This is a genomic window from Agrilactobacillus composti DSM 18527 = JCM 14202, assembly GCF_001436375.1.
Lineage (GTDB): Bacteria > Bacillota > Bacilli > Lactobacillales > Lactobacillaceae > Agrilactobacillus > Agrilactobacillus composti.
The window spans coordinates 53,248-75,076 of sequence record NZ_AZGA01000001.1; the positions used below are offsets into that span (position 1 = coordinate 53,248).

Annotated in this window: 23 protein-coding genes and 1 tRNA gene; 16 read left to right on the forward strand and 8 right to left on the reverse strand. The window is 40.4% G+C overall.

Features of this window, described 5'->3' with window-relative positions; all coding sequences use genetic code 11:
- Position 1: 1 nt before the first annotated feature.
- The 3 genes from menH to FC83_RS00260 are packed head-to-tail and all read right to left on the reverse strand — an operon-like array spanning position 2 to position 3,807.
- Positions 2 to 799 (reverse strand): 2-succinyl-6-hydroxy-2,4-cyclohexadiene-1-carboxylate synthase, encoded by a 798-nt coding sequence (menH, locus tag FC83_RS00250; RefSeq protein ID WP_035455291.1) that lies wholly within the window; start codon positions 797 to 799, stop codon positions 2 to 4.
- Entirely contained in the window at positions 774 to 2,507 is a 1,734-nt protein-coding gene (menD, locus tag FC83_RS00255; protein WP_057002239.1) for a 2-succinyl-5-enolpyruvyl-6-hydroxy-3-cyclohexene-1-carboxylic-acid synthase, read from the reverse strand. Before menD ends, menH begins: the two co-directional genes overlap by 26 nt.
- Entirely contained in the window at positions 2,500 to 3,807 is a 1,308-nt protein-coding gene (locus tag FC83_RS00260; protein ID WP_057002240.1) for an isochorismate synthase, read from the reverse strand. Before FC83_RS00260 ends, menD begins: the two co-directional genes overlap by 8 nt.
- Positions 3,808 to 3,934: 127 nt before the next feature.
- On the opposite strand from FC83_RS00260, the gene FC83_RS00265 reads away from it, so the two are divergent.
- From FC83_RS00265 to FC83_RS00285, 5 genes are all read left to right on the forward strand, one after another.
- Entirely contained in the window at positions 3,935 to 4,603 is a 669-nt protein-coding gene (locus FC83_RS00265; protein WP_236700797.1) for a class A sortase, read from the forward strand.
- Positions 4,604 to 4,742: 139 nt separating this feature from the next.
- Entirely contained in the window at positions 4,743 to 7,088 is a 2,346-nt protein-coding gene (recJ, locus tag FC83_RS00270) for a single-stranded-DNA-specific exonuclease RecJ (RefSeq protein WP_035455288.1), read from the forward strand.
- A gap of 14 nt (positions 7,089 to 7,102) precedes the next feature.
- Entirely contained in the window at positions 7,103 to 7,621 is a 519-nt protein-coding gene (locus FC83_RS00275) for an adenine phosphoribosyltransferase (RefSeq protein WP_035455287.1), read from the forward strand.
- Between the two features lie 178 nt (positions 7,622 to 7,799).
- Entirely contained in the window at positions 7,800 to 8,837 is a 1,038-nt protein-coding gene (locus FC83_RS00280; protein ID WP_057002241.1) for an acyltransferase family protein, read from the forward strand.
- 45 nt (positions 8,838 to 8,882) lie between these two features.
- Positions 8,883 to 9,740 (forward strand): alpha/beta hydrolase, encoded by an 858-nt coding sequence (locus tag FC83_RS00285; protein WP_161633817.1) that lies wholly within the window; start codon positions 8,883 to 8,885, stop codon positions 9,738 to 9,740.
- Positions 9,741 to 9,758: 18 nt separating this feature from the next.
- On the opposite strand, the gene FC83_RS00290 is transcribed toward FC83_RS00285, so the two are convergent.
- Both FC83_RS00290 and FC83_RS00295 read right to left on the reverse strand, forming a co-directional pair.
- On the reverse strand, positions 9,759 to 9,995 hold the full coding sequence (locus FC83_RS00290) for a hypothetical protein (RefSeq protein ID WP_035455285.1): 237 nt from the start codon (positions 9,993 to 9,995) through the stop codon (positions 9,759 to 9,761).
- Between the two features lie 13 nt (positions 9,996 to 10,008).
- Positions 10,009 to 10,398, reverse strand: coding sequence for a hypothetical protein (locus FC83_RS00295; RefSeq protein WP_035455283.1), 390 nt, complete (start codon positions 10,396 to 10,398; stop codon positions 10,009 to 10,011).
- 296 nt (positions 10,399 to 10,694) lie between these two features.
- Here FC83_RS00295 and FC83_RS00300 point away from each other — a divergent pair, with 296 nt between their 5' ends.
- Together FC83_RS00300 and FC83_RS00305 are read left to right on the forward strand one after the other, a co-directional pair.
- Positions 10,695 to 11,396, forward strand: coding sequence for a sunset domain-containing protein (locus tag FC83_RS00300; protein WP_035455281.1), 702 nt, complete (start codon positions 10,695 to 10,697; stop codon positions 11,394 to 11,396).
- Between the two features lie 91 nt (positions 11,397 to 11,487).
- Positions 11,488 to 11,718 carry a cytochrome b5 domain-containing protein gene (locus tag FC83_RS00305; RefSeq protein ID WP_035455279.1) on the forward strand — a complete coding sequence of 77 codons (231 nt, stop codon included), beginning with the start codon at positions 11,488 to 11,490 and terminating at the stop codon, positions 11,716 to 11,718.
- Positions 11,719 to 12,060: 342 nt separating this feature from the next.
- Here FC83_RS00305 and FC83_RS00310 read toward each other — a convergent pair.
- From FC83_RS00310 to FC83_RS00320, 3 genes are all read right to left on the reverse strand, one after another.
- Positions 12,061 to 12,148: transfer RNA gene (locus FC83_RS00310), tRNA-Ser, on the reverse strand.
- A gap of 74 nt (positions 12,149 to 12,222) precedes the next feature.
- Positions 12,223 to 12,534, reverse strand: a complete 312-nt coding sequence (locus FC83_RS00315; protein ID WP_035455277.1) for a DUF960 domain-containing protein — start codon at positions 12,532 to 12,534, stop codon at positions 12,223 to 12,225.
- A 40-nt stretch (positions 12,535 to 12,574) separates the two neighbouring features.
- The gene (locus tag FC83_RS00320; protein ID WP_035455275.1) at positions 12,575 to 13,072 is read right to left on the reverse strand and encodes an aminoacyl-tRNA deacylase; all 498 of its coding nucleotides are present in this window, start codon (positions 13,070 to 13,072) and stop codon (positions 12,575 to 12,577) included.
- A 632-nt stretch (positions 13,073 to 13,704) separates the two neighbouring features.
- Between FC83_RS00320 and FC83_RS00330 the strand changes: the two genes are divergently transcribed.
- From FC83_RS00330 to FC83_RS00375, 9 genes are all read left to right on the forward strand, one after another.
- A complete protein-coding gene (locus FC83_RS00330; protein WP_035455271.1) occupies positions 13,705 to 14,157 on the forward strand; it encodes a hypothetical protein in 453 nt (150 codons plus the stop codon).
- A gap of 66 nt (positions 14,158 to 14,223) precedes the next feature.
- Positions 14,224 to 14,619, forward strand: a complete 396-nt coding sequence (locus FC83_RS00335) for a hypothetical protein (protein ID WP_152537782.1) — start codon at positions 14,224 to 14,226, stop codon at positions 14,617 to 14,619.
- Between the two features lie 235 nt (positions 14,620 to 14,854).
- Positions 14,855 to 15,499: a DNA-3-methyladenine glycosylase gene (locus FC83_RS00340; RefSeq protein ID WP_035455267.1), complete on the forward strand. Its 645-nt coding sequence runs from the start codon at positions 14,855 to 14,857 to the stop codon at positions 15,497 to 15,499.
- Complete coding sequence (locus tag FC83_RS00345) at positions 15,480 to 15,983, forward strand: DUF3013 family protein (RefSeq protein ID WP_057002242.1); 504 nt, start codon at positions 15,480 to 15,482, stop codon at positions 15,981 to 15,983. The genes FC83_RS00340 and FC83_RS00345 overlap by 20 nt, the downstream gene beginning before the upstream one ends.
- A gap of 14 nt (positions 15,984 to 15,997) precedes the next feature.
- The gene (prmA, locus tag FC83_RS00350; protein WP_035455265.1) at positions 15,998 to 16,954 is read left to right on the forward strand and encodes a 50S ribosomal protein L11 methyltransferase; all 957 of its coding nucleotides are present in this window, start codon (positions 15,998 to 16,000) and stop codon (positions 16,952 to 16,954) included.
- A complete protein-coding gene (locus FC83_RS00355; RefSeq protein WP_035455263.1) occupies positions 16,954 to 17,700 on the forward strand; it encodes an RsmE family RNA methyltransferase in 747 nt (248 codons plus the stop codon). Before prmA ends, FC83_RS00355 begins: the two co-directional genes overlap by 1 nt.
- Positions 17,701 to 18,293: 593 nt before the next feature.
- Positions 18,294 to 20,558 carry a RelA/SpoT family protein gene (locus FC83_RS00365; RefSeq protein WP_057002243.1) on the forward strand — a complete coding sequence of 755 codons (2,265 nt, stop codon included), beginning with the start codon at positions 18,294 to 18,296 and terminating at the stop codon, positions 20,556 to 20,558.
- Between the two features lie 14 nt (positions 20,559 to 20,572).
- Positions 20,573 to 21,019, forward strand: a complete 447-nt coding sequence (dtd, locus tag FC83_RS00370; protein ID WP_035455261.1) for a D-aminoacyl-tRNA deacylase — start codon at positions 20,573 to 20,575, stop codon at positions 21,017 to 21,019.
- 24 nt (positions 21,020 to 21,043) lie between these two features.
- On the forward strand, positions 21,044 to 21,670 hold the full coding sequence (locus FC83_RS00375) for an HAD-IA family hydrolase (RefSeq protein WP_035455259.1): 627 nt from the start codon (positions 21,044 to 21,046) through the stop codon (positions 21,668 to 21,670).
- The last annotated feature ends 159 nt before the right edge of the window (positions 21,671 to 21,829 follow it).

The window sequence follows — 21,829 nt, forward strand, 5'->3', positions numbered from 1 at the left end:
GTTATCCCTCAAGTTTTAAAATTTGCTGAACGGTTTCTGGTGCTTCTAAATGAACATTATGACCAACATTTGGGACTGTGATGCCTTGGCCTTGTGGCAAGTCATTTAACATGGCTTGGCCAATTTGGGTAAATTTAAGATCTAATTGTCCCGTGATGACGGTTGTTTGGAAATTAAAGCGCAACAAATTTGGCCAGTAGTTGGGTTGTGAACCAGTGCCCATTTGCGTCAGACTTTTGGCGAGTTGATTTTTATCTTGGACTAGACGTTGCTTGCGGACTTGGGTTTTTAAAGCCGAGTTTAAATGGGTTTGACTGGCAAATAAGGGTAAGGCTTCCCAATGGTCGACAAATTCAGCCAAAGAACCTGACAATAATTGTGCTGCTAAGTTGGCGTCATGATTTTGCCGCTGGTGACGAGCGTCTTTGGTAAGCATACCCGGCCGCGTACTTTCCAAGTAAAGGTGGGCAACTTTTTGGGGGTAGGTGGCCGCAAAAGCAATGGCGACCCGACCACCCATTGAATAACCCCAGAGGTTAACGGGGGCTTCACCGATGATTTGCGTTAAAATGGCGTTTAAGTCTTGAACTTGGTGGGCCATGGTATAGGGGTAATCTTGGTCAGCGTTGGTGGTACCATGACCGAGTAAATCCGGTAAAATAAAACGACCGGGTAAGTGTTGGACTAAATTAAAAAAATCAAGGCCACTCCCCATAAAACCGTGCAGCAACAGCCAAGTTGGTTCACCAGTGCCAACAATTGTGAGATGATAGCTACTTTTCGTCAATTGTAGTTGCATATAATCGCTCCATTTCTTGCTGCCAGGACTGGGTCAACTGTTGATGCCGTTTGGCATTTTGTGGCCGATTTGTTTTTATTTCTAGAATAGTTAAACCTGGTTCGTGGTGAGCTAAAGCGGCTTCAAAGGCCGATTTACTGGTAATGATTTGATAATTAGCGTGATAGAGTTGACTGATTGCAGCCACATCTAAATTTTGAGGGGTCCCAAATAATGATTCGAAATATGCGGTGGCTTTGGCCTGGGGCAGGAATGAAAAAATACCGCCGCCATTATTATTAATTAAGATGATAGTCAAGTTCAACGGATAACGGGTGGTGAGCATTAAACCATTCATGTCATGGAAAAAGGCTAAATCACCCGTGACTAAGAAGTTTGGTCGCTGTTCATGTAAACCAGCCCCCAATGCGGTGGAGATGACCCCATCAATACCATTGGCGCCACGGTTACACAGTAGCGTGAAGTTACCCTGGTGTGGTGCAAAAAAATTATCAAAATCTCGAATAGGCATGGAGTTACTGATGAAAATCTGACTTGCTGTCAACTGCTGACTCATTAAATAGGGCACTGCTGCTTCGTCTAAGGTTGTTAAATTCTGGGCTAACCAGCGTTGATAGTGCCGCTGTAATTGCCGCCAGGCTGAGCTGAACGGTTGTTGAGTTGCTGTTGGTTGCAACTGGCAATTTTCAAAGAACCAATTTTCACTTACCGGTAATTGTGTTGTGGTGGCTTTCGTATAGTCATCCAAGTGATGATTGGTATCTAAAAAATAAATAGGACAAGATCTTGTGGCCAACCACTGGCCTAAGGCAGCCGAGACCATGGTTGTCCCAGTCCGTAAAATGAGATCAGGTTGTAAGCTGGCCGGTAAGGCTTGACAGGTCTTAAGGGTCAAATCACTACTGGTGATAACCAAATCATTGGCATCCTGGCGTAATTGACTCAGGGGATCCGCTAAGATTGGCACTTGATATTCATTGGCAAAGGCTAATAGGGCTTGTTGTTGCTGCGAATCAGTGCTGGGACCAGCGACAATCAGTAATTTACCCTGGCTCAGTTTTGCTTGAATCGTGGCCATGGTTGCTGGGGGAAGCTGAGTTTGGGTTTTAGGAAAAGCGATTTTTTGTGGCGTTTGGTTAGATTGACCGGTTAAATCAGGCATTAAGGGTTTACGTAGTGGTAGGTTGATATGCACCGGCCCAGCCGGTGCGGCTTGGCTTGAGGCAATAATGCGTTGCACGGCAAAAGCCACATAGGCCTGGACATCCGGGCCTTGATCTGGGGTGGGCAATTGTAAGAAATCCTTGACCTGATCGCCGTAAAGCCTATTTTGATCAATGGCCTGGGGTGCGCCAATATTCGTTAATTCAGGGGGCCGGTCGGTGGTCAATACCACTAGGGGAATATGACTGAGTTTAGCCTCACAAATAGCCGGGAAAAAATTAGCCGCTGCCGTGCCAGAAGTGCAAAGCAACAAAGTGGGGCGTTGGCTTTTTTTAGCGATACCCAAGGCAAAAAAAGCGGCAGAACGTTCATCAACATCGACATAAAGTTCAAAATGACCTGCCTGGGCTGCTTGTGCCAATAATAATGCGACGGGTGTTGATCTGGAACCTGGGGCAATGACGACTTGGCGAATATTTTGCTGCTGTAAACTGGTAATAATTAAGTTGACGTAGTTCGTCAAAATTTGGGTTGGATTAGACATTGAAGACAGTGGTCCTTTCATAAAGGGTATTTAACATCGGTTGGAACTTCAACGCGGTTTCTTTGACTTCCTTTGTTGGCAAAGAGTCGGCTACAATACCGGCCCCTGCAAATAAGGTAGCTTGGTTAGTTTTGAGCAGTGCACTACGGATGCCCACGACGAATTCACCCACATGATTAAAGGTCAGATAGCCAATTGGGGCACCAAATAATCCTCGCTTCAAAGGTTCAATATGCCGAATCTGGGCTAATGCTTCGTTTTTAGGGACGCCCCCTAGCGCTGGCGTGGGGTGGAGCGCCGCAATAAGGTCGAAAATACCAGCTGGCGTTGGTAATTGCCCCATGATTGGGGTAAATAGATGTTGGACATTTTTATTTTTTAATAAAATGGGTGTGTTTGCATAGTGCACTTTAGCTTGGTGCTGATGTAAAATAGCTAGAATTGTTTTAGTAACAAAAGCCTGTTCTTGGCGGTTTTTGGTATCGGCCAGCAATTGGTTGCCAAATTCTAAATCTTCTGTCGGCGTCTTGCCCCGGGCAATGGTACCGGCAATGGCTGCAGTTTGAAAGTTAGCCTGATTAAATTGAATCAAACGTTCCGGGGTGGCACTGAGGAAGGCTAGCTTTTGATGCCGTAATAAAACGTGGTATGTTTCTGGATTCATTAATCTAGCATTCAGCCAGCTTTTCTCTGGGCTAATTGGACTTGAACTGGTTGTCTGTAGGGCTCGAGCCAACACCACTTTTTTTAATGAACTTTGGTGTTGTAATAGGTTGACGGTGACACCAACCTGTTGTTGCCAGTGATCAAGGGCTAATGGCTGCTTAGTTTCAAGAACAGGGGTATCTGGCAGTATTTTGGTAGCTAGTGTTATTAAATTTAAAAAGTCGGCAACGGCTTGGGAAAGCTGCTGGGGTTGTTGGGCCAGCACTAGCAGTTCAAAGTTAGCCGGAGATTGCTGAATTAGTGTATATTGAGGTAAGAAGAAATAGCCTTGCGCCAAGTTGCCCCAAATATTTTGTTGATCTGAGGGCTGGTTCTCAAAAGGATAAGCGCCAAATATTTGCGCTTGATTTTGAATAGCTGCCGGAATTTGAGTCTTTTGGGCAATTTGCCACTGTTTAACATCTGTAAAGGCAGTTTGGGGGCTGTGAGGTGTCAGGCTACTGATTGTTCCTAGGCCAAAGCGAATTTGGTGTTCAGGCGTTTCAAATGCAAAAAAATCAGAGTAGTGCGGGGCTATTTGTAAAACTTGTTCAAGATTGGTTAGTTTTAAAACTTGCTTATGATAAGCATACATTCTTTTTCACGCCTTTAATTTATAATCAAGATTTGCTCTTCTTATTTTGACTTAAATTGCAAAAAAAGTCTAATATCTAAGCTGGCTGTATTTAGAAGCGGCGATAACTAACTTGGAGGGATTTATTGTGAAGCGGTTAAGGAAAATTCTGGGCTGGTTTAGCTTGGTATTATTAGTATTGGTCGGTCTGGCACTCATCTTTAATGAACCTATTAAGAATTATTTAGTAGCCCATAATGGGCAAACTAAAATTGTTCGAATGACTAAAAATCAGATTGCTCAAAGTCACCATCAAAAGGGACAATTTGATTTTTCAAAAGTAGAAAGTATCAGTGCTACTCAAGTGGTGCAAGCTGCGACCCATAATGATGCTGCGCCCTTAGGAAAATTGGCTATTCCGGCTGTCGGACTTAAATTACCAATTGTCAAAGGCCTCAGTGATGACAGTTTAAGTACTGGTGGGGGAACGATGAAGCCTGATCAAGCAATGGGACAGGGAAATTATGCCCTGGCTGGTCATTATATGACTGATAAGGGGGCATTATTTTCACCCTTAGCGCGGACACAGATCGGTCAATTAATGTATATAACTGATCTGACGAAGGTTTATACTTACAAAGTCACCTACAAGCAGATCGTGGACCCGACTTCTGTGTGGTTAATAGCTGATAAACCAAATACGCAGTTATTAACATTGATTACTTGTGCAGATGGGGGGACAAATCGCTGGTGTGTCCAAGGTGATTTAGTCAAAACGCAAGGGGCGACTAAGCGTAATTTAGCCGTTTTTCAATAACAAAGCCGTTGGGTCAAAATTAAGATAATTAAAGTTAATTAAAGTTAATTTAAAAGATTGCCCTGGGACCTTGGTTCACCCAAGGCTATTTTTCTGCTATAATAGCTTGTTTGTAAGACTCGGTTTGGAGGTTTCATTCTTGGATTCAAAATATACTTGGCAATTTAAAGAAATGCCGACACAGCAGGAAATTCAAACACTGGGGTCGCAATTTCATTTAGCGCCATCAACAGCGGCATTGTTAATTCAACGGGGCTTGACAACTACAGATGAAATTAAGCGTTTTTTAAATCCTGATTTAGCGGATTTAAATGATCCGTTGGCCCTTCATGATATGCAAGCGGCGATTGATCGTATTGAAGCCGCTATTATGGCTGATGAAAAAATTATGATTTATGGCGATTATGATGTGGACGGCTTAACCAGTACCGCAATTATGAAAGCGGCCATTGAGATGTTAGGCGGTTCGGCGCAATATTATATCCCCAATCGTTTTGAGGATGGCTATGGGCCTAATTTGAATGTTTATAAACGCTTGATTGCTAGTGGCGTCAATTTAATTATCACGGTGGATAATGGGATTGCTGGCAAAGCGGTGATTGACTATGCCCAAAGTCAAGGTGTTGATGTGATCGTTACTGATCACCATGCGCTCCCAGAGACGCTCCCGGAGGCTGTGGCCGTTGTTCACCCCCGCTATCCGGGCAGTGACTATCCGTTTAAGGATTTATCTGGGGCAGGGGTGGCTTTTAAAGTGGCCAGTGCCCTTTTAGAAGAGGTACCTACTGATCTATTGGATTTGGCCGCCTTAGGGACCGTCGCTGACTTGGTGTCTTTAACAGCTGAAAACCGGATTATTGTTACTTATGGCTTAAAAGCACTACAACACACCACGCGACTTGGCTTAAAGGCATTGTACCAAGTTGCTAAAATCAATCCAGCGACCATTACAGAAACCACGATCGGCTTTGGTATCGGGCCTAGGTTAAATGCCTTAGGGCGCATGGGTGATGCTAATCCCGGCGTTGCGTTATTGAGTACGTTAGATGCTGATTTTGCCAACGAGATGGCTACAAAAATACAAACTATTAATAGTCAGCGACAAAAATTAGTGCAAGATATTAGCCAACAGGCCTTGGAACAAGCCAATGAGCCAGCAAATCAAGGGGCCAAAACGTTGATTATCACAGGGCAAAACTGGCATGAAGGCGTCTTAGGGATTGTGGCTAGTCATGTGGTTGAAAAAACAGGCAAACCCACGTTAATTTTAAATATTGATCCAAAAACTCAGCTGGCAAAGGGTTCTGGCCGCAGTGTGGCGGATTTTCATTTGTTCAACAGCTTAACGGGACAGCGGGCTGAATTGACAAGTTTTGGGGGACATCATATGGCTGTAGGATTGACCTTGCCCGCGGCCAATATTGATGCGGTTCATCAGGGGATGGAGGTTTATGCTGTCAAAACCAATTTCGAAATCGCCCGCAAACCCACCAAAACTGTTGACTTGACGTTAGATTTAACCCAATGTAATCGTGACTTTTACGATGAATTACAGCAATTAGCGCCCTTTGGAACGGACAATGCGCAACCTTTATTTGAAATCAAGGCTTTAACAATTGCCAGTTTGCGTCAAATTGGTAAAACACAGCAACATTTGAAATTAGATTTAAAAACCGATACCAAAGATATCACAACGCTGGCATTTGGCTTTGGGTCTTCATTTGAGCTGCTTCAACATTATACCGGTGAACTGGCAGTCATTGGGACATTGAATTTGAATGAGTTTAATCATCAAACGACGCTGCAATTGATGTTGACCGACTTTAACTTAATTCAAGCGCCTGAAGATCAGCAAGGCGTAACGGCCCCAAATATTCGCGTTGTGAAGCAAAAACGACTGACGACCCAATTATTTAGTACGCCGGGGTTATATGTATTTTTTAGACAAGCATATTTGGAAAAGGTCGCCCCCTTAGTTGAAAATAAACCGGTAACGTTAAGTTTATTCTCAGAGGAAGGCGTTGTTTCAGCCTCGAAGATTATCGTGGTGGATCAACCAAACAATATTGAACAACTGAAATTCTTCTTAGATCAACAGCAGGCCCAAGAGCTGATTTTTACGTTCTTTGCGCCGCAAAAACCTGCGTTTAAATTACCCGATCGGTCATTATTTGCTAAAGTGTTGCAGTACATTGAAACTCACCGAGATTTGCAGGTTGGGGCAAGCGCGCAAATAGCAGCTTATTTACAAATGGATTCGGTTCAATTGCAATTTATTTTAAAAGTGTTTTCCCAGTTGGGATTTGTTAAAATAAATGATGGTTTAATCAACGTTTTGGATATTCATACAAAAAAAGCGCTGGAGACAGCGCCAACTTATCAAGCGATGGTCCAACGCCTGAGTGTGGCACAGACGATTGCTGAAAATACAAATGAGAAATTACAGCAGTTGATTTTAAAACAATTGAATCAGGCTGCTAAATAAAGGATGAAGCTATCATGACAATTAATTATCGAGATTTTATCGCAGATGTACCTGACTTCCCGGAAAAGGGCGTGATCTTTAGAGATATCTCCCCTTTGATGGAAAATGGCGCTGCTTACAGTGCGGCAACCAATGATATAGCAACTTATGCTGCCAATAAGGGTGTAGAAATGATCTGTGGGCCTGAAGCCCGAGGCTTTATTGTGGGGTGTCCGGTAGCTTATAAATTGGGCGTAGGATTTGCACCTGCCCGCAAGAAGGGTAAATTGCCCCGAGAAACGATTTCAGTAAGTTATGACCTAGAATATGGCCAAGCTGCTTTATACATGCACAAAGACGCTGTGAAGCCTGGGCAGCGTGTGTTAGTGGTGGATGATTTGATGGCCACTGGCGGCACCATCGCCGCCACCATTAAATTGGTTGAAAAATTGGGTGGCATTGTGGTGGGCACCGCCTTTTTAATTGAATTAAAAGATCTACATGGTCGCGACAAGATCAAAAACTATGATATGTTCACCTTGATGCAATATTAGACGTATTTGCTAGTTTATAATAAACCCTGTTATTTAATGATTGACTTTTGTAACTGCCTTGAAGTGCGTTTAACCAGCATTCATAGAAACTATTATAAATCATAATATTTTCTTCAAAGATTCTGGTTATAATGTTTTGATAGATGGTCCTTAGAAAATTAATAAGGGGTACTTTATTATGAACATCATTCAAACGAAAACTCAGACGCGCCAGTCGGCAAAGCGGATACCGTGGGTCGATATTGCCAAAGCTTTAGGTATTATTGCAGTGGTTATTGGGCACTCTTATCCAGTTAAAGATACTTTTTATCAGACGATTTATTGGTGGCATATGCCCTTGTTTTTTATTGTTGGTGGTTTTTTTGTAAAACCACTAACTAGCGATTTATTGAATTTAAAAATGTTTATCAAACACCGGATCTGGCCATTGCTAAAAATATATTTTGGGTCAGGTTTATTGATTATTAGTCTCAATTTCTTGGTGGAGAAGCCAAATGTCGTTTATACATTGGCTTATTTTGGCCGCCTATTATATGGCGGGACAGAATTAAATGGGGATACCAGTGTGTTTTGGTTTTTGACAGTTTATTTAATTGCTTTGGCATTGCTTCAATTGATTTTGTATCTACCCAGTCGTTTTAGCCAATTCAGTGTGGTAATTAGCCTGTTTTTGTTGGGGACCTCATATCCCAATGCGGAAGCAGCGTTGGGCTTTCCCATGCCCTGGAATGCAGATGTTGCTTTGATGGCTTGTTTTTATATGTGGGTGGGCCAATTCGGATTTCAATTTATCAAACAGGGCATCGCTGCTAGGTGGTTATTGGTACTGACGTTATTTGCAGCTAGTACGTTAGTGATTTTGCAAAAATATGATATTATCAATCAGCTGCTTTATATGAAATCCCACCATATTACGAATACCTGGTTTGCCCTGGTTGTGCCACTTATCTTTGCGACGGCTATTTTATGTTTAGCTTATTGGCTACAATTTACGCCACTACACGCCGTTTTAACCACAATTGGCCAGCACACCTTGCCAATTATGTTAGGGCATAAGGCATTGTTTTCGATACTAGATAAATTGGATGACCCGACCTGGCTAGTGTTAAGTATAGGCGGTATCCTTGTGCCGCTAATTGCCGTACAAGCGGCATATTTAGCCCAAAGATATTATGCCAGATATCGCGAGCGCTTGTATTGGGTAAATCCAAGCTAAAAGATAGAAACCGGGGTGATGGTAATCAAGAAAGTTTATTGGTGCTTGTGGCCAACAATGCTAGGATTAGGCTTGATTTTGGGCTTTTTTGCCCAACGGATCGATCAAACACAGCGTTTAGATCAGGCTTATAATTTCACAGCAACACCCACGGTTTTTGTCCACGGCTATCACGGTTCTTTCAAATCAGAGCGGGATATGATGACTGATATCGAAAAGATGGGCTTAGGCCAACATGAGCTTACTGTCACCGTGAGCCCTAAAGGCAAGCTATCATTTCAAGGTCATTTAGATACACAGCACCATAATCCTTTGATCGGGGTTGTTTTTCAAGATAATACGGCGGGGGAAATGGCTTATGCCTTATGGTTAGCCAAAGTGATGCGTGCGTTAAAACGCGATTATCACGTGGTTCAATATAATGCGGTGGGGCATTCCATGGGCGCCGTTGCTTGGGTTTTATATGCCCAACAGGAACAAGATGTGGGCGCGGTACCTATTATGGCAAAATTAGTGACCATTGCCGGTCCTTTTGATGGTATCTTGGGCTTTGGCGATCAAGTTAGGCGAAATTACTTTTTGAATTCCCAAGCAAAGCCCCGCTATCAAACCAAACTGTTTCGCGAGATGCGGCTAAATGGGCCGCGCTTTCCGACGCGCGTACCGGTTTTAAATATTTATGGGGATCTAAACGATGGGACCAATTCTGACGGGGTAGTCAGTGTTGTTTCGGCGCGATCATTGCGTTATCTGATCAAACCTTATGCCAAAAGTTACCAAACTGTTTTAGTGACTGGCCCCAATGCGCAGCATAGTGCGTTACACCGGCATAATTTGCAAGTTAGTCAAGCTATTATGAATTTTTTATGGCACAAATCAGACCAGCAAATTCTGGATAAATAAAATAGCCAAGGTTCCCTGTTATGCTGGGCCTTGGCTATTATTTTGCTTTTTTGAGGTTGGTTGATTTTGGACTTTTAAGTTGGCCTTTTTGGCGGCTAATTGTTTATCTAATTCGCGTTTTTTCAAGGTGACGATGAAATAAGCCATAAACGGTTCCAGAATCATTAGAATAATTGCCCCAATGATAAGATAAAAGACCGCTTGTTGGCCGCTGTTAAAACTATTAAATCGCGTGATGATATCGGCAATGGACATCTTGGTGGCTCCTTTAAGAGGTTTTAGACTGCATTTGTGGTTGGGCTTTGAGTTTGGCATGGGCAATTAAATTATGGATGGCCACCCAATGTAGAATGACTCCTACAAAAAAGTATTGGGGTAGGATCCAAAAAATTAAAAAGCCGAAGATACCAAAAAGGTTGCCAAAAAGTAGCCAGTTATTATCTAAGGATTTGAGATACGAAAAAATATGTAAGCCAATCCCCAAAATAAAAATCCAAAAAATCTTATCCGCAATGTTGCTATATATAATGAAAAAGTCACTTATGTCAAGCATTTGCGAAGTTAGGCACATCACAATGATGGCTAAAATCTCAAATAAAGTGATGATCAAAAATAAAATATCAAACAGGGCTGGAAATTTACGGATAGATAGATGCATAACAGTACTCCAATCATTGTTTTAACAAATTAATTTGGTAGGCTATCTTTACATTAACAGAAGGGTAACCAATATTACAAATATTTTACAGCCATTATTATATCAAGTAACGGCCGGAAATCATACGTCAGATTGAGATTTTTTTATTTTCTCTTGTATTAACGCATTCAATAGCAATTTAAAACCCAAAAACACACAAATTCAAGAGCAAAATTGCCGATGATTGTGAATTAAATGATTGCTGAAGTATTATTTTTCTGAGATAATAAGATTTATAAAAGATTGGAGGAAAGAAGATGAAAGTGAAAAAAGTTTTAGTTACCGTGTTTGGTGCCCTAATTGTGGGGTTAACAGGATTATTTGTGGGTAATCAGCAGGTTCAAGCCGCAGCATTTAGACCGGTGGATACATTTCAACATTATGTTGGGACGGCTACCATCAATGGAACTTGGGGTGCCAATTTATTCTCAGGCAATGATCAAAACAAGGTCTTCCAAAAAGTATTGCCGAAAGATTCGCAATGGCAGATCTTTGGCTATACGCATCGTAGCGACGGCTATTATTACTATGCTGGTGGTGACTTATGGATTCAAGGCAATCAAGCTAAGGTCCCAGTCAATTCAGGCACAGAAGCTATTCTAAATACAGTAGCTACTTATGGGGATGTGTCTAATCCGGCTAATTATTGGCGTATTGCTAGCAATGGTTGGATTAATGGTTATTGGGGGAATCACTATATGGAAGTGACCAATAACAATGGTGGCGGCGTTGTGGCGACTTACATTGTGTATGGCAATGGGGATGCAGTTGCGCTGGCAAACAACCCAACGGTACAGCCGGAACAACCTAACCAAACTGGCAGTATTGTGGGAAATAAAGCTTCGCGGATTTATCACACACCAGACCAAAGAAATTATTACATTCACCCAAAGAATATTATCTATTTTGCCAGTGAACAAGAAGCAATCAATGCCGGCTATCGTAAGGCATTTCATTAACGCTGAGCTGGGCTAGTTCACTAGTTGATTTTGTAACCGCTTTATTTTATTTCAAAAAAGTGTATCATCAATCGTAGAGGGGGTTTTTATAATGGATAAGACTTTTACAAAAACTGAATTGGCACAATATGATGGCCAAGATGGCCGTAAGAAGTATGTTGCAATTGATGGTGTTGTTTACGATTTAACCGGGTTTAAAGCCTGGGCTAGTAATAATCACCACGGCAATCATCCTGGCCAAGATTTATCTGAGCAAATTATGAAGTCACCACACAAAAAAAACGTATTAAGTAAATTAACGATCGTTGGTAAATTAGCATAATGCGTTTCCTTTGGGACAAACAACTTACTAAACTGTTGATTTCGCTACATCACATCAACAGCTAGGTTTAAAAATGAAATAAACCTCTGCCTTTGGGTAGGGGCTTATTTTTTTGCAGTTAATTCTAAAAACTCAAAAAATATCTAATTGTCAAATATGGCCATATTTCAAATAGAGCCAAATGCCTAAAAATCGTAGTCTCAAATGTCTGTTATTTTAGTTTTGGCTCCCAATAGGCTCCCATGAAATGTCCAGACATGACCAATCATGCATATTCAAAAAATAAAAAAACCAATCACACTAGGTTTTTGACCAGGCATGATTGACCATGATGTTCATTTAAGGAGAGTACAGGATTTGAACCTGCGCGCCGGTATTAGCCGGTTCGCCGGATTTCGAGTCCGGTGCATTACCACTCTGCCAACTCTCCACAACGCTTTATAGTATAGCAAAAAAAGCGGACGCTGAAAAGTTGTTTTTCAGTGCCCGCTTTTTTGAATGTAGTTAACTCGCTTCTGATGGCAATAAAATGGTTTGACTCCGACCATCGTCATAGGCCAAGACTTCCTTTGGAAATTCTTCATTCCAAGAATACGGCAAATCAAAAGTGATTTTAATTGCAGCGTTATCAGCTTCGGTGAAAGTAATGGTTAGTTTGCCTTCTTTTTCACCTAAATTGAAATTAAGCATATTTTGCAGTGGTACAACGCCTTGCAAGTTGCGATCGATAATATGCCAGATGCTATCAATGATTTCACCAGGCAATACAGCAATAACGCCATAAGTGGCATAGCGGCCATAACCAGCTTGAAACATAATCAACACTCCCATCGTATATTTAAATTGAGCCAAATTTTCATTCCGTGATATCAGCAAACTTTGAACTAAGAAAATTTACCAAATCACTGGGGTTCACACCGACAGATCGGCCAATTTTCCCTGCTGAAACGATGATTTCTGCTTCCGTTTCAGCCATATCAGAGACAAAAATTGGATAGTTATGCGTTTCATGAATACCAATTGGCGTGTTGGCACCATGCTCATACCCAGATGTTTTCATCAAGTCTTTTAAGGGCACTAAACCCACTTTTTTGTTACCAGAAACTTTGCTTAGCTTTTTCCAGTCAACTTGCGTATCCAAGGGGATAACTGCCACTACAGGGCCCGTGGTATGCCCGGTAAACACCAAGGTTTTATAAATTTTATGTTCAGCTATGCCAGCATGATCACTATTTAACTGCTGAACATCGCCTTCTTGATGTGTTGAAAACGCATAAGGCTTATAAGCGATCTTAGCTTTATCCAGAATTTTTTCGACTAACGTTTTGTTCAAATGTGATTTTTTCTTACTCATGTTCAACCTCCATGACTATAATATAACAAATTTTGGAATTATAAAAAAATAAAGGTATAATAAATGCCATAAAGAGGTGTGTTCAATGCTTTTTTCAAAAAAAAGAAATACAAAAAACGAAAACGATTTACTAAACGTTACCAAAGATCATGACTTTTCTAGTCTGATGAATTCAGTTCGACATGATAGCGATCATTTAAAAAGCGTTCAAGCCGCTTTTGATCGATTGAAAAAAGATTACACGCGACAACCCAAGCATCATTAATTGGGTCACTTCAAATGAGCTACTTGCATTTATAATTTAATAACGCAAAATAAAAAGCTACCTAAAATATTTAGGTAGCTTGTTTGTTTTGGCATCAGTCACCGATGGTTACTTTTCAGCACCATCGGGAGCTAATGCCTTCGACAATATCGCACTTGTCAAAAGACATCACCTCCTTTTCTAAGTGCATGATAGCATAGGATTAAATTGGCGTCAATCCTTTTGATTATATTTGGGATTAAAAAATAACGGGTGTGATTTATTATAATTAAAAAATTATGTTGACTATAAGTTTTACTATGATATGATTTATTCATAAACATGTTGTAAACGTTGATGTAACTGGAAAATAAGGAGATGAACAATTATGTGTGTTGTCATGAATACGAGTGATTTTCAATATACTAGAATGTACTTAGAATTTTTAAAACAGCAAATGTCGAAACTAATTACATTGGATGATGTTTTTAATGAATATTCTGAAACTATTCTAAATATCAGCAATCGTAATTGTTTAGCTAAAGAAAATTTGAAAGACTTAAAAGCTTATTTTGCTAAAAACCAACAGCGTTATAAAAAACTTTGCCAACAATTAGTCGACGTACCAGTACCTAATCGTTTCACTAACCTACACGATAATATTTTACAGGCGTTAGAAAAATATCAACAAACCTTGCAAGCCTGTACAAATGCCATTGATGCCACTACAAATTCTGTTTGTACCACTGTCGTTGAAAAACAGGCTGTTCGCCGCTTGAGAGCTAAAACATTGCTGGCTTCTGCGGTTTGGGGTGTTCATGAACTACGTGCCTGTGTCTAATCTATGTTAGAATAAAAGTGCCAATAAATAAAAAAGCTAGGTGAGATTATGCGGATTTGGCACTTGATGATCTACAAAAAAAATTTCAATCAAAATACTATTAACGATTTTTTTGCAAATATCTATCACCATCGCGATCAAAATGGGATACACTTTAAAAAAATGAACATTGATGCCGACAGTTCGCAAATGATTGCGTCAACTTTATGGTTTGATTCGGATAATAAGCTAAACAATACGGTCATCACGACTTTTATCAAGTATTTATATGCGCAATTATTGGTGGGACCTAAAGTGGATTTGCCGATTTTAGCTAAAGTGTTGCGTGAGGACTTTAAAACATTGGGAATTGAATACCTTGTCTTGAATAAGTTGGAAATGAATCTTACTTTTTGGGGTGTTGCTTCAGATGCCAATTTTGAAAAACCAGAGACTTCAAACAACGAGGAAAAGCAGCAATAAATTTTGAATATGTTTGTTAACTGACTGTGGCTTTTGTGCAGTCAGTTTTTTTAGTGCAACTTTTACTGTAATGTTAAAATGATTCGCGCCAACCAAATCCGCGGCGTTATTAGATGATTTAATGGTTTTTTTATGTTGTTTTCATGACAGTTTTCACCGGATGCTAGACATCCCCCAAATACTTATTTAAAATGTAAAGGCATAGATGCAACACAATGATACTGGAGATAGCATAATGGACATGGATTTTTTTAAGGCCAAGGATACAATTACGGTGGCCAAGGCGCTTTTGGGGACACTGTTGACATATGATCACCTAGGGCAACAATATGCCGGCTATATCGTTGAAACAGAAGCTTATCTTGGACAGATCGACGCAGCTTCTCACGCTTTTAGGGGGAAACGGACTGTACGCAATGAAGCATTGTTTGCACCCAGTGGTGCTATTTATATTTATCAAATGCGGGGGCTATATCTGTTAAATGTGATTACAGCGGCTAAAGACACCCCTGAAGGTGTTTTGATTCGTGGCATTGAACCAGTGATTAATTTAACTCAGATGATTGAAAATCGCCATGGTCAAAAGGGTATTAATGTGACCAATGGGCCAGGTAAGTTATGCCAAGCCATGGCCTTACACACATTAAGTTATAATGGTAAAAGGTTCGGTGAGGTTCCTTTAGATATTGAGGTGGATCACCGTGCTGTCCCCAAGACAGTTTTGGCCGCGTCAAGGATTGGTGTTCCAAATAAGGGGGAATGGACTGAAAAAGCTTTACGCTTTTACGTAGCCCACAATCCCTATGTCTCTAAATTACCAAAAAAAATGATGGATTTTAAAACGAGAGGTTGGCAAACAGATGAAAGCACAAACTTTTGACGATTATTTATTCCAAGGTATTCAAAAACTTGACTTTGATGGCAATATTGAACTCAATTGGGATAAAGAAGCACATGTCTTTGAATTAAATTTTACGATCCAAGTGGAAAATGCCCAGCATACTGCCCTTGAATGGGAAACAGATGGTACGACTGAGCCGTTAAAGGATACGGATGTGGTGAATTATGACGATGGTGTTTTATTTTATGATCAAACGCGCATCAATGGCCAAGATTATGCTGATGATTATTTGACCATTTTACCTTTTGATGGTAAAAAGGGAATTTCTAAGGCAATTTTGAATGCTTTTTTAGCAAATTTACAAGATGTCCTAAATGATGGTGAAAGTGATTTAATGGACTTTTTAGACAAGGATAATACAGAAGAGATTTTTGTTTTAAAGTGGAATCAGCCCCGTTTTGAACGTTATCTTGCGGCACAACCTGAAGCTAATAACAGCCTGTTACCCTATCCCAAATATTAAGGAGATTTTAACGAATGAAATGGCACAAAGTCGCAATAACCACAACCACTGAAAGTATCGAAGCTGTTGCGGAAATTTTGAATTCAATCGGTGCTAACGGTGTGGAAATTGAAGATTCCGCTGATTTTGCCCATGTTTCAAAGCAACAAATCGGCCCCTTTGGTGAAATTGAAGATCCGGCGCAGATTCCGCATTTGAAGCAGGGGGCAGTTATCTCTGCTTATTTTCCAGATACAAAAAATATGCCGGTATTGCTTAAACAAATTCAAAATAAATTAGATTTATTACCTTCTTATGGCTTAGATGAAGGCCAAGGCCAGATTTTTGTATCTGATTTGGATGAAGCTGACTGGGCTAATAATTGGAAGAAATACTATCAACCCTATCGGGTGACGCGCTTTTTGACAGTCGTGCCGAACTGGGTCGATTATCAACCTGAAGACCCTGGGGAAATTCAAATCACCCTTGATCCTGGGATGTCTTTTGGAACTGGTACGCATCCGACAACGATTTTGGCATTAACTGCCCTGGAGCAAGTTAGTCGTGGTAATATGTCAGTTTTTGACATTGGCACAGGCTCAGGTATTTTGAGTATTGCGGCCAGCAAGCTGGGGGCCAAAGTCATTGAAGCCTGTGACTTAGACGACGTGGCCGTCAAAGCTGCCCAAGACAATATCGATTTGAATCCCAGCGTTAATAATATTCAAGTTTTCAAAAGTGATTTGATGCAGCAAGTTACCGGTAAGGCTGACTTAATCTTAGCCAATATTCTAGCGGAAATTATTTTATTGCTGATTCCTGATTTAGCGGCACATTTAAATCCTAAAGGACAAGTTATTTTATCTGGTATTATTGAAGACAAAGCTAATCAAGTTATTCACGCTTTAGATCAATTCGGATTTAAAGTTGTGACCAAGTTACAACAACAAGAATGGGTGGCACTTATTGTGACCCGTAAGGAAGCAGATTAATGCAACAATATTTTACAACAGCCGCTTTAAAAGTAGGTGCAACGGTGCCGATTCAAGAAAAACGTATTGTTCATCATGTGACTAAAGTAATGCGCATGTTGCCTGGTGCTAAATTTGAACTTGTCGCAGATGGCCAAGCTTTTCTTGGTGAACTTCGCCATATTGCCCCTGAATCGACAACAATTTCTGTCACTATTTTACAGACCTTGAAGCGCCAAACTGAATTACCGGTGACTCCAGTCATTATTTGTGGTCTACCAAAACGAGAGAAAGCAGAGTGGATTGTTCAAAAAGCGACTGAGTTAGGTGTCTGTCAGATAATCTTTTTTGCAGCCAAGCGTTCTGTCACGCGCTGGGATGATAAGAAAGCTGAAAAAAAGTTGCAACGGTTGCAGCAAATTGCTCTAGAAGCCGGCGAACAGAGTCACCGAAATTTTTATCCAGCTATTCAATTTGTACCTGATTTAAAAAAAGTGGTTATGCAATCATTTGCGACTAAATTATTTGCTTATGAAGAAGTAGCAAAAACCGGGGAGCACACCCAACTCAAAAGGGCCGTTGAAACTAGCCAGCTTAAAACAAGTATTGCTTGTGTGTTTGGTCCCGAAGGCGGAATTGAGCCATCCGAAGTTGCTTTATTGACAGAAAATGGCTATCAGGCTGCTGGCTTAGGGCCACGTATTTTACGAACGGAAACGGCACCGCTATATTTTTTGAGTGCAATTTCTTACGCTTTAGAATTATAATGAAATTTGGCTGTATAAAAGTATGGTGTGGCTTTTATTAATCAAAAATATTAGGAATGAATGGATTAAATAATGCGTAAATTAAGAAAATTAGTTCAAAATCATTGGGTTTTATATACGTTACTGGCAATCCTCCTCGCGGTTATTTTGCCTTTAATTAGTGCGGTACTGCATATATCAGCTGCTAACCGAGTTTTATGGCTTTTCTTAGTGATTGATTCAATCTATGCTATTTGGAATGGTTATCATATTGCCAAACATCATTTTTCTCGGTGGTCGTTATTTATTTTTCCAGTTATTTTTTTAGGATTTGCGTTGATTCGGTATAATCCTTATGTTTACTACTTAGCAGGTTTATATTTATGCTTAAGCTATTTAACTTGTAGCTTGGTTTGGCCAAAACAGGTCAAAATAACCAAGTAAGACGACTGACTTTTATAATTGGCTGTAATTTAAGCATTATAGCTATTAATGTGGGGTATATCAGGAAATTGATTTTTTGTTATATTTAAGTGATAATAGATTCAATTAATCGGGTGTCTGCGAAGGGTTTAACAGACAGATTTGCAGGTATTTTTAGGGAGTGAAGCGCTATGGCCGAAGACAAAGAACTAACCCAAGAAGATGTCATGGCATTATGTAGTCAATATATGAATGAAACACATTTGCAATTTGTCAAAAAAGCTTATGACTTTGCGGCATATGTACATCAAGATCAAAAACGGCAATCTGGTGAACCATATATCATTCATCCAATCCAAGTTGCTGGGATTTTGGCAGATTTGAAAATGGATCCAGAAACGGTTGCCTCAGGGTATTTACACGATGTTGTTGAAGATACAAATATTACCTTAGGCGATGTTGAAGAATTATTTGGCCATGATGTGGCAGTAATTGTGGATGGCGTGACGAAACTTGGCAAAATCAAATATAAGTCGCACCAAGAACAATTAGCTGAGAATCACCGCAAAATGTTATTAGCCATGGCAAAAGATTTACGCGTTATCATGGTTAAATTGGCAGATCGTTTGCATAATATGCGGACGTTACAACACTTACGACCTGACAAGCAGCGTCGAATTGCCAATGAAACTTTGGAGATTTATGCACCTTTAGCAGACCGGTTAGGGATTAGCCGCATTAAATGGGAATTGGAAGATATTTCCTTACGTTATTTAAATCCACAGCAATATTATCGAATTGTTCATCTGATGGCCTCTAAACGCACGGAGCGGGAACAATACATTCAGTTGGCTATTGGCGATATCAAAAAAGCCATTGCTGATTTGAATATGAAATATGAGATCTATGGTCGTCCAAAACATATCTATTCAATTTATAAAAAAATGCGAGATCAGCATAAGCAATTTGATGAATTGTATGATTTACTTGCTATTCGGGTGATCGTGGACTCGATCAAAGATTGTTATGCAGTTTTGGGCGCTATTCATACCAAGTGGAAACCAATGCCGGGTCGTTTTAAAGACTATATTGCCATGCCTAAAGCGAATGGCTATCAGTCTTTGCATACGACTGTGATCGGCCCACAAGGCAAGCCCCTAGAAGTTCAGATCCGAACGGAGCAGATGCATCATGTGGCTGAATATGGGGTTGCGGCCCACTGGGCTTATAAAGAAGGCATTAAAGATGAAGTGAATCTAGATGCTTCTGGTCAGAAATTAGATATTTTTAGAGAAATTCTGGAAATTCAAAATGACTCTAATGATGCCGCTGACTTTATGGAAAGTGTCAAAGGGGATATTTTCTCTGATCGGGTTTATGTGTTTACCCCAGATGGGGATGTTTATGAATTACCCAAGGGGTCTATTCCTTTAGATTTCGCTTATATGGTCCACACGGAAGTTGGGAATCATACTGTTGGCGCCAAGGTGAACAGCAAGATTGTGCCACTGAACTATCAACTGAAAAATGGCGATATTGTGGAGATGCTCACGGCATCGAATGCATCCCCAAGTCGAGATTGGATTTCTTTAGTGCATACCAGTCGGGCCCGCAATAAAATTCGGCGTTATTTTAAGTTAGCAGATAAGGAAGTTAACGCTGAAAAGGGTCGGGAAATGCTTGAAAAATCCCTTAATGACAAGGGATTTGTCCCTAAGAACTACATGTCTCGAGAAGCAATGAGCCAAGTTTTAGATCGATTTAATTTTGGCAGTGAAAATGAATTGCTCTCGGCTATTGGCTATGGTGAAATTTCGCCACTAATTGTTGCTAATCGTCTAACTGAAAAGACGCGCAAAGAAAAAGAAGAGCAAGCGCAAAAAGACCGAGAAAAAGAAATTTTTGAACAAGCACAACATGGCACGACGCCGGCCAAAACAGGGACCACTGAAAATCACCCTAATACCAGTACTAACAAAAATACCAATAAAAATACCAATAATAATGATGATGATATTATTATCCAAGGTGTTGATAATTTATTGGTTCATTTAGCAAAATGTTGTAATCCTGTCCCTGGTGATAAGATCGTCGGTTATGTCACGAAGGGTCGGGGGGTGACCATTCATCGCAGTGATTGTCCAAACATTCAAAATGCCAAGTCAATTCCTGGGCGTTTGATTGATGTCACTTGGAGTAATGAAAGTCCTGCGCAAGCTTACGATACAAATTTAGAAATTTATGGTTATAACCGCAACGGTTTATTGAATGAAGTATTACAAACCTTGAATGCCCAAACGAAGAATTTGAACAATATCAACGGTCGGGTGGATCACAATAAAATGGCCGATATTCATGTGACCGTGGGGGTCAATAATGCTGCCCATTTGGAGCGGTTGATTGACAGTGTGAAGAATATCCCAGATATTTACGAGGTTAAGCGGGCTCAAGGTTAATTTAGGAGGATTTTATGCGCATTGTATTACAACGCGTCTCACAAGCACAAGTTGAAATTGACAAGCAAGTGGTTGGTGCAATTCCCCAAGGATTTGTGCTATTGGTGGGTATTCAAGCCAACGATACCCAGGCAGAGATTGATTATTTAGTTCACAAGATTGTAAATTTACGGGTATTTACAGATGCTGAAGGTAAGATGAATTTGCCTATCAGTCAGGTAAATGGGCAGATATTGTCTATTTCGCAGTTTACACTTTATGCGGATACCAAAAAGGGCAATCGGCCTAGTTACACTCATGCGGCCAAGCCGGAAATCTCTGAGCCAATTTATCATGCCTTTAATACAGCACTGCGTCGAGCTGGGCTAGAGGTTGCAGAAGGCGTTTTTGGGGCAGATATGCAAGTGTCCTTGGTGAATGATGGCCCTGTTACAATTGTGTTTGATACAGACCACAAATAAGTCAGTTTTTTGTTAGGAGCATTTATGGAATTAGATAATTTTATTTGGGATTTTGATGGTACTTTATTTGATACGTATCATGATATTTTAAAATCTTTACTGCAAACATTTTCAGAATATAACTTAACTTTTAAAAAAGATGAACTCTATCGGCTGATCAAAAAACAATCTGTGGGCTTTGCCACGGAATATGTTGGTAAAGTTTACGGGTTATCTGGATCGGCGATTTTAGCCAGGTATCACGAAATTGAGCGGGTGAATCAACAAGATCCATTGCCCTACCCAGGCACTGTTGCTGTTTTAAAGCAGGTGCAGGCATCGGGAAAACAGAATTTCCTGTACACTCATCGGGATAAACATGTTTTTGATTATTTAGCCCAACATGGTTTAAAGGATGTCTTTACGGGTGCCGTGACGGCCAGTGATGATTTTCCCCGTAAACCAGACCCTAGTGCCCTAGAGCATATCATCAAGACTTATCAATTGGATCTTGATAAAACGGTTATGATCGGCGATCGGGCTTTAGACGTTAATGCTGGTAAAAATGCCAACATTCACACAATTTATTTTGATGTGGATCAGTTTCATGACGATGCTGGTGCGGATATGGTTGTGAGTGATTTAAATCAGATTCAAAATGTTTTTGTTTAACCTAAAAAATCAGTTCAGACAATCTGATAGGGTCCCTGTCAAGTGCACCGATGAAAAACAAAAATCTCAGAAATTTTAATTAGACGTTTTATGCGGCCTGATTCCGAAGTTCCTTCGGAGTCAGGCCGTTATTTTTTACAGTTCTTCGTTTTGTCGCAA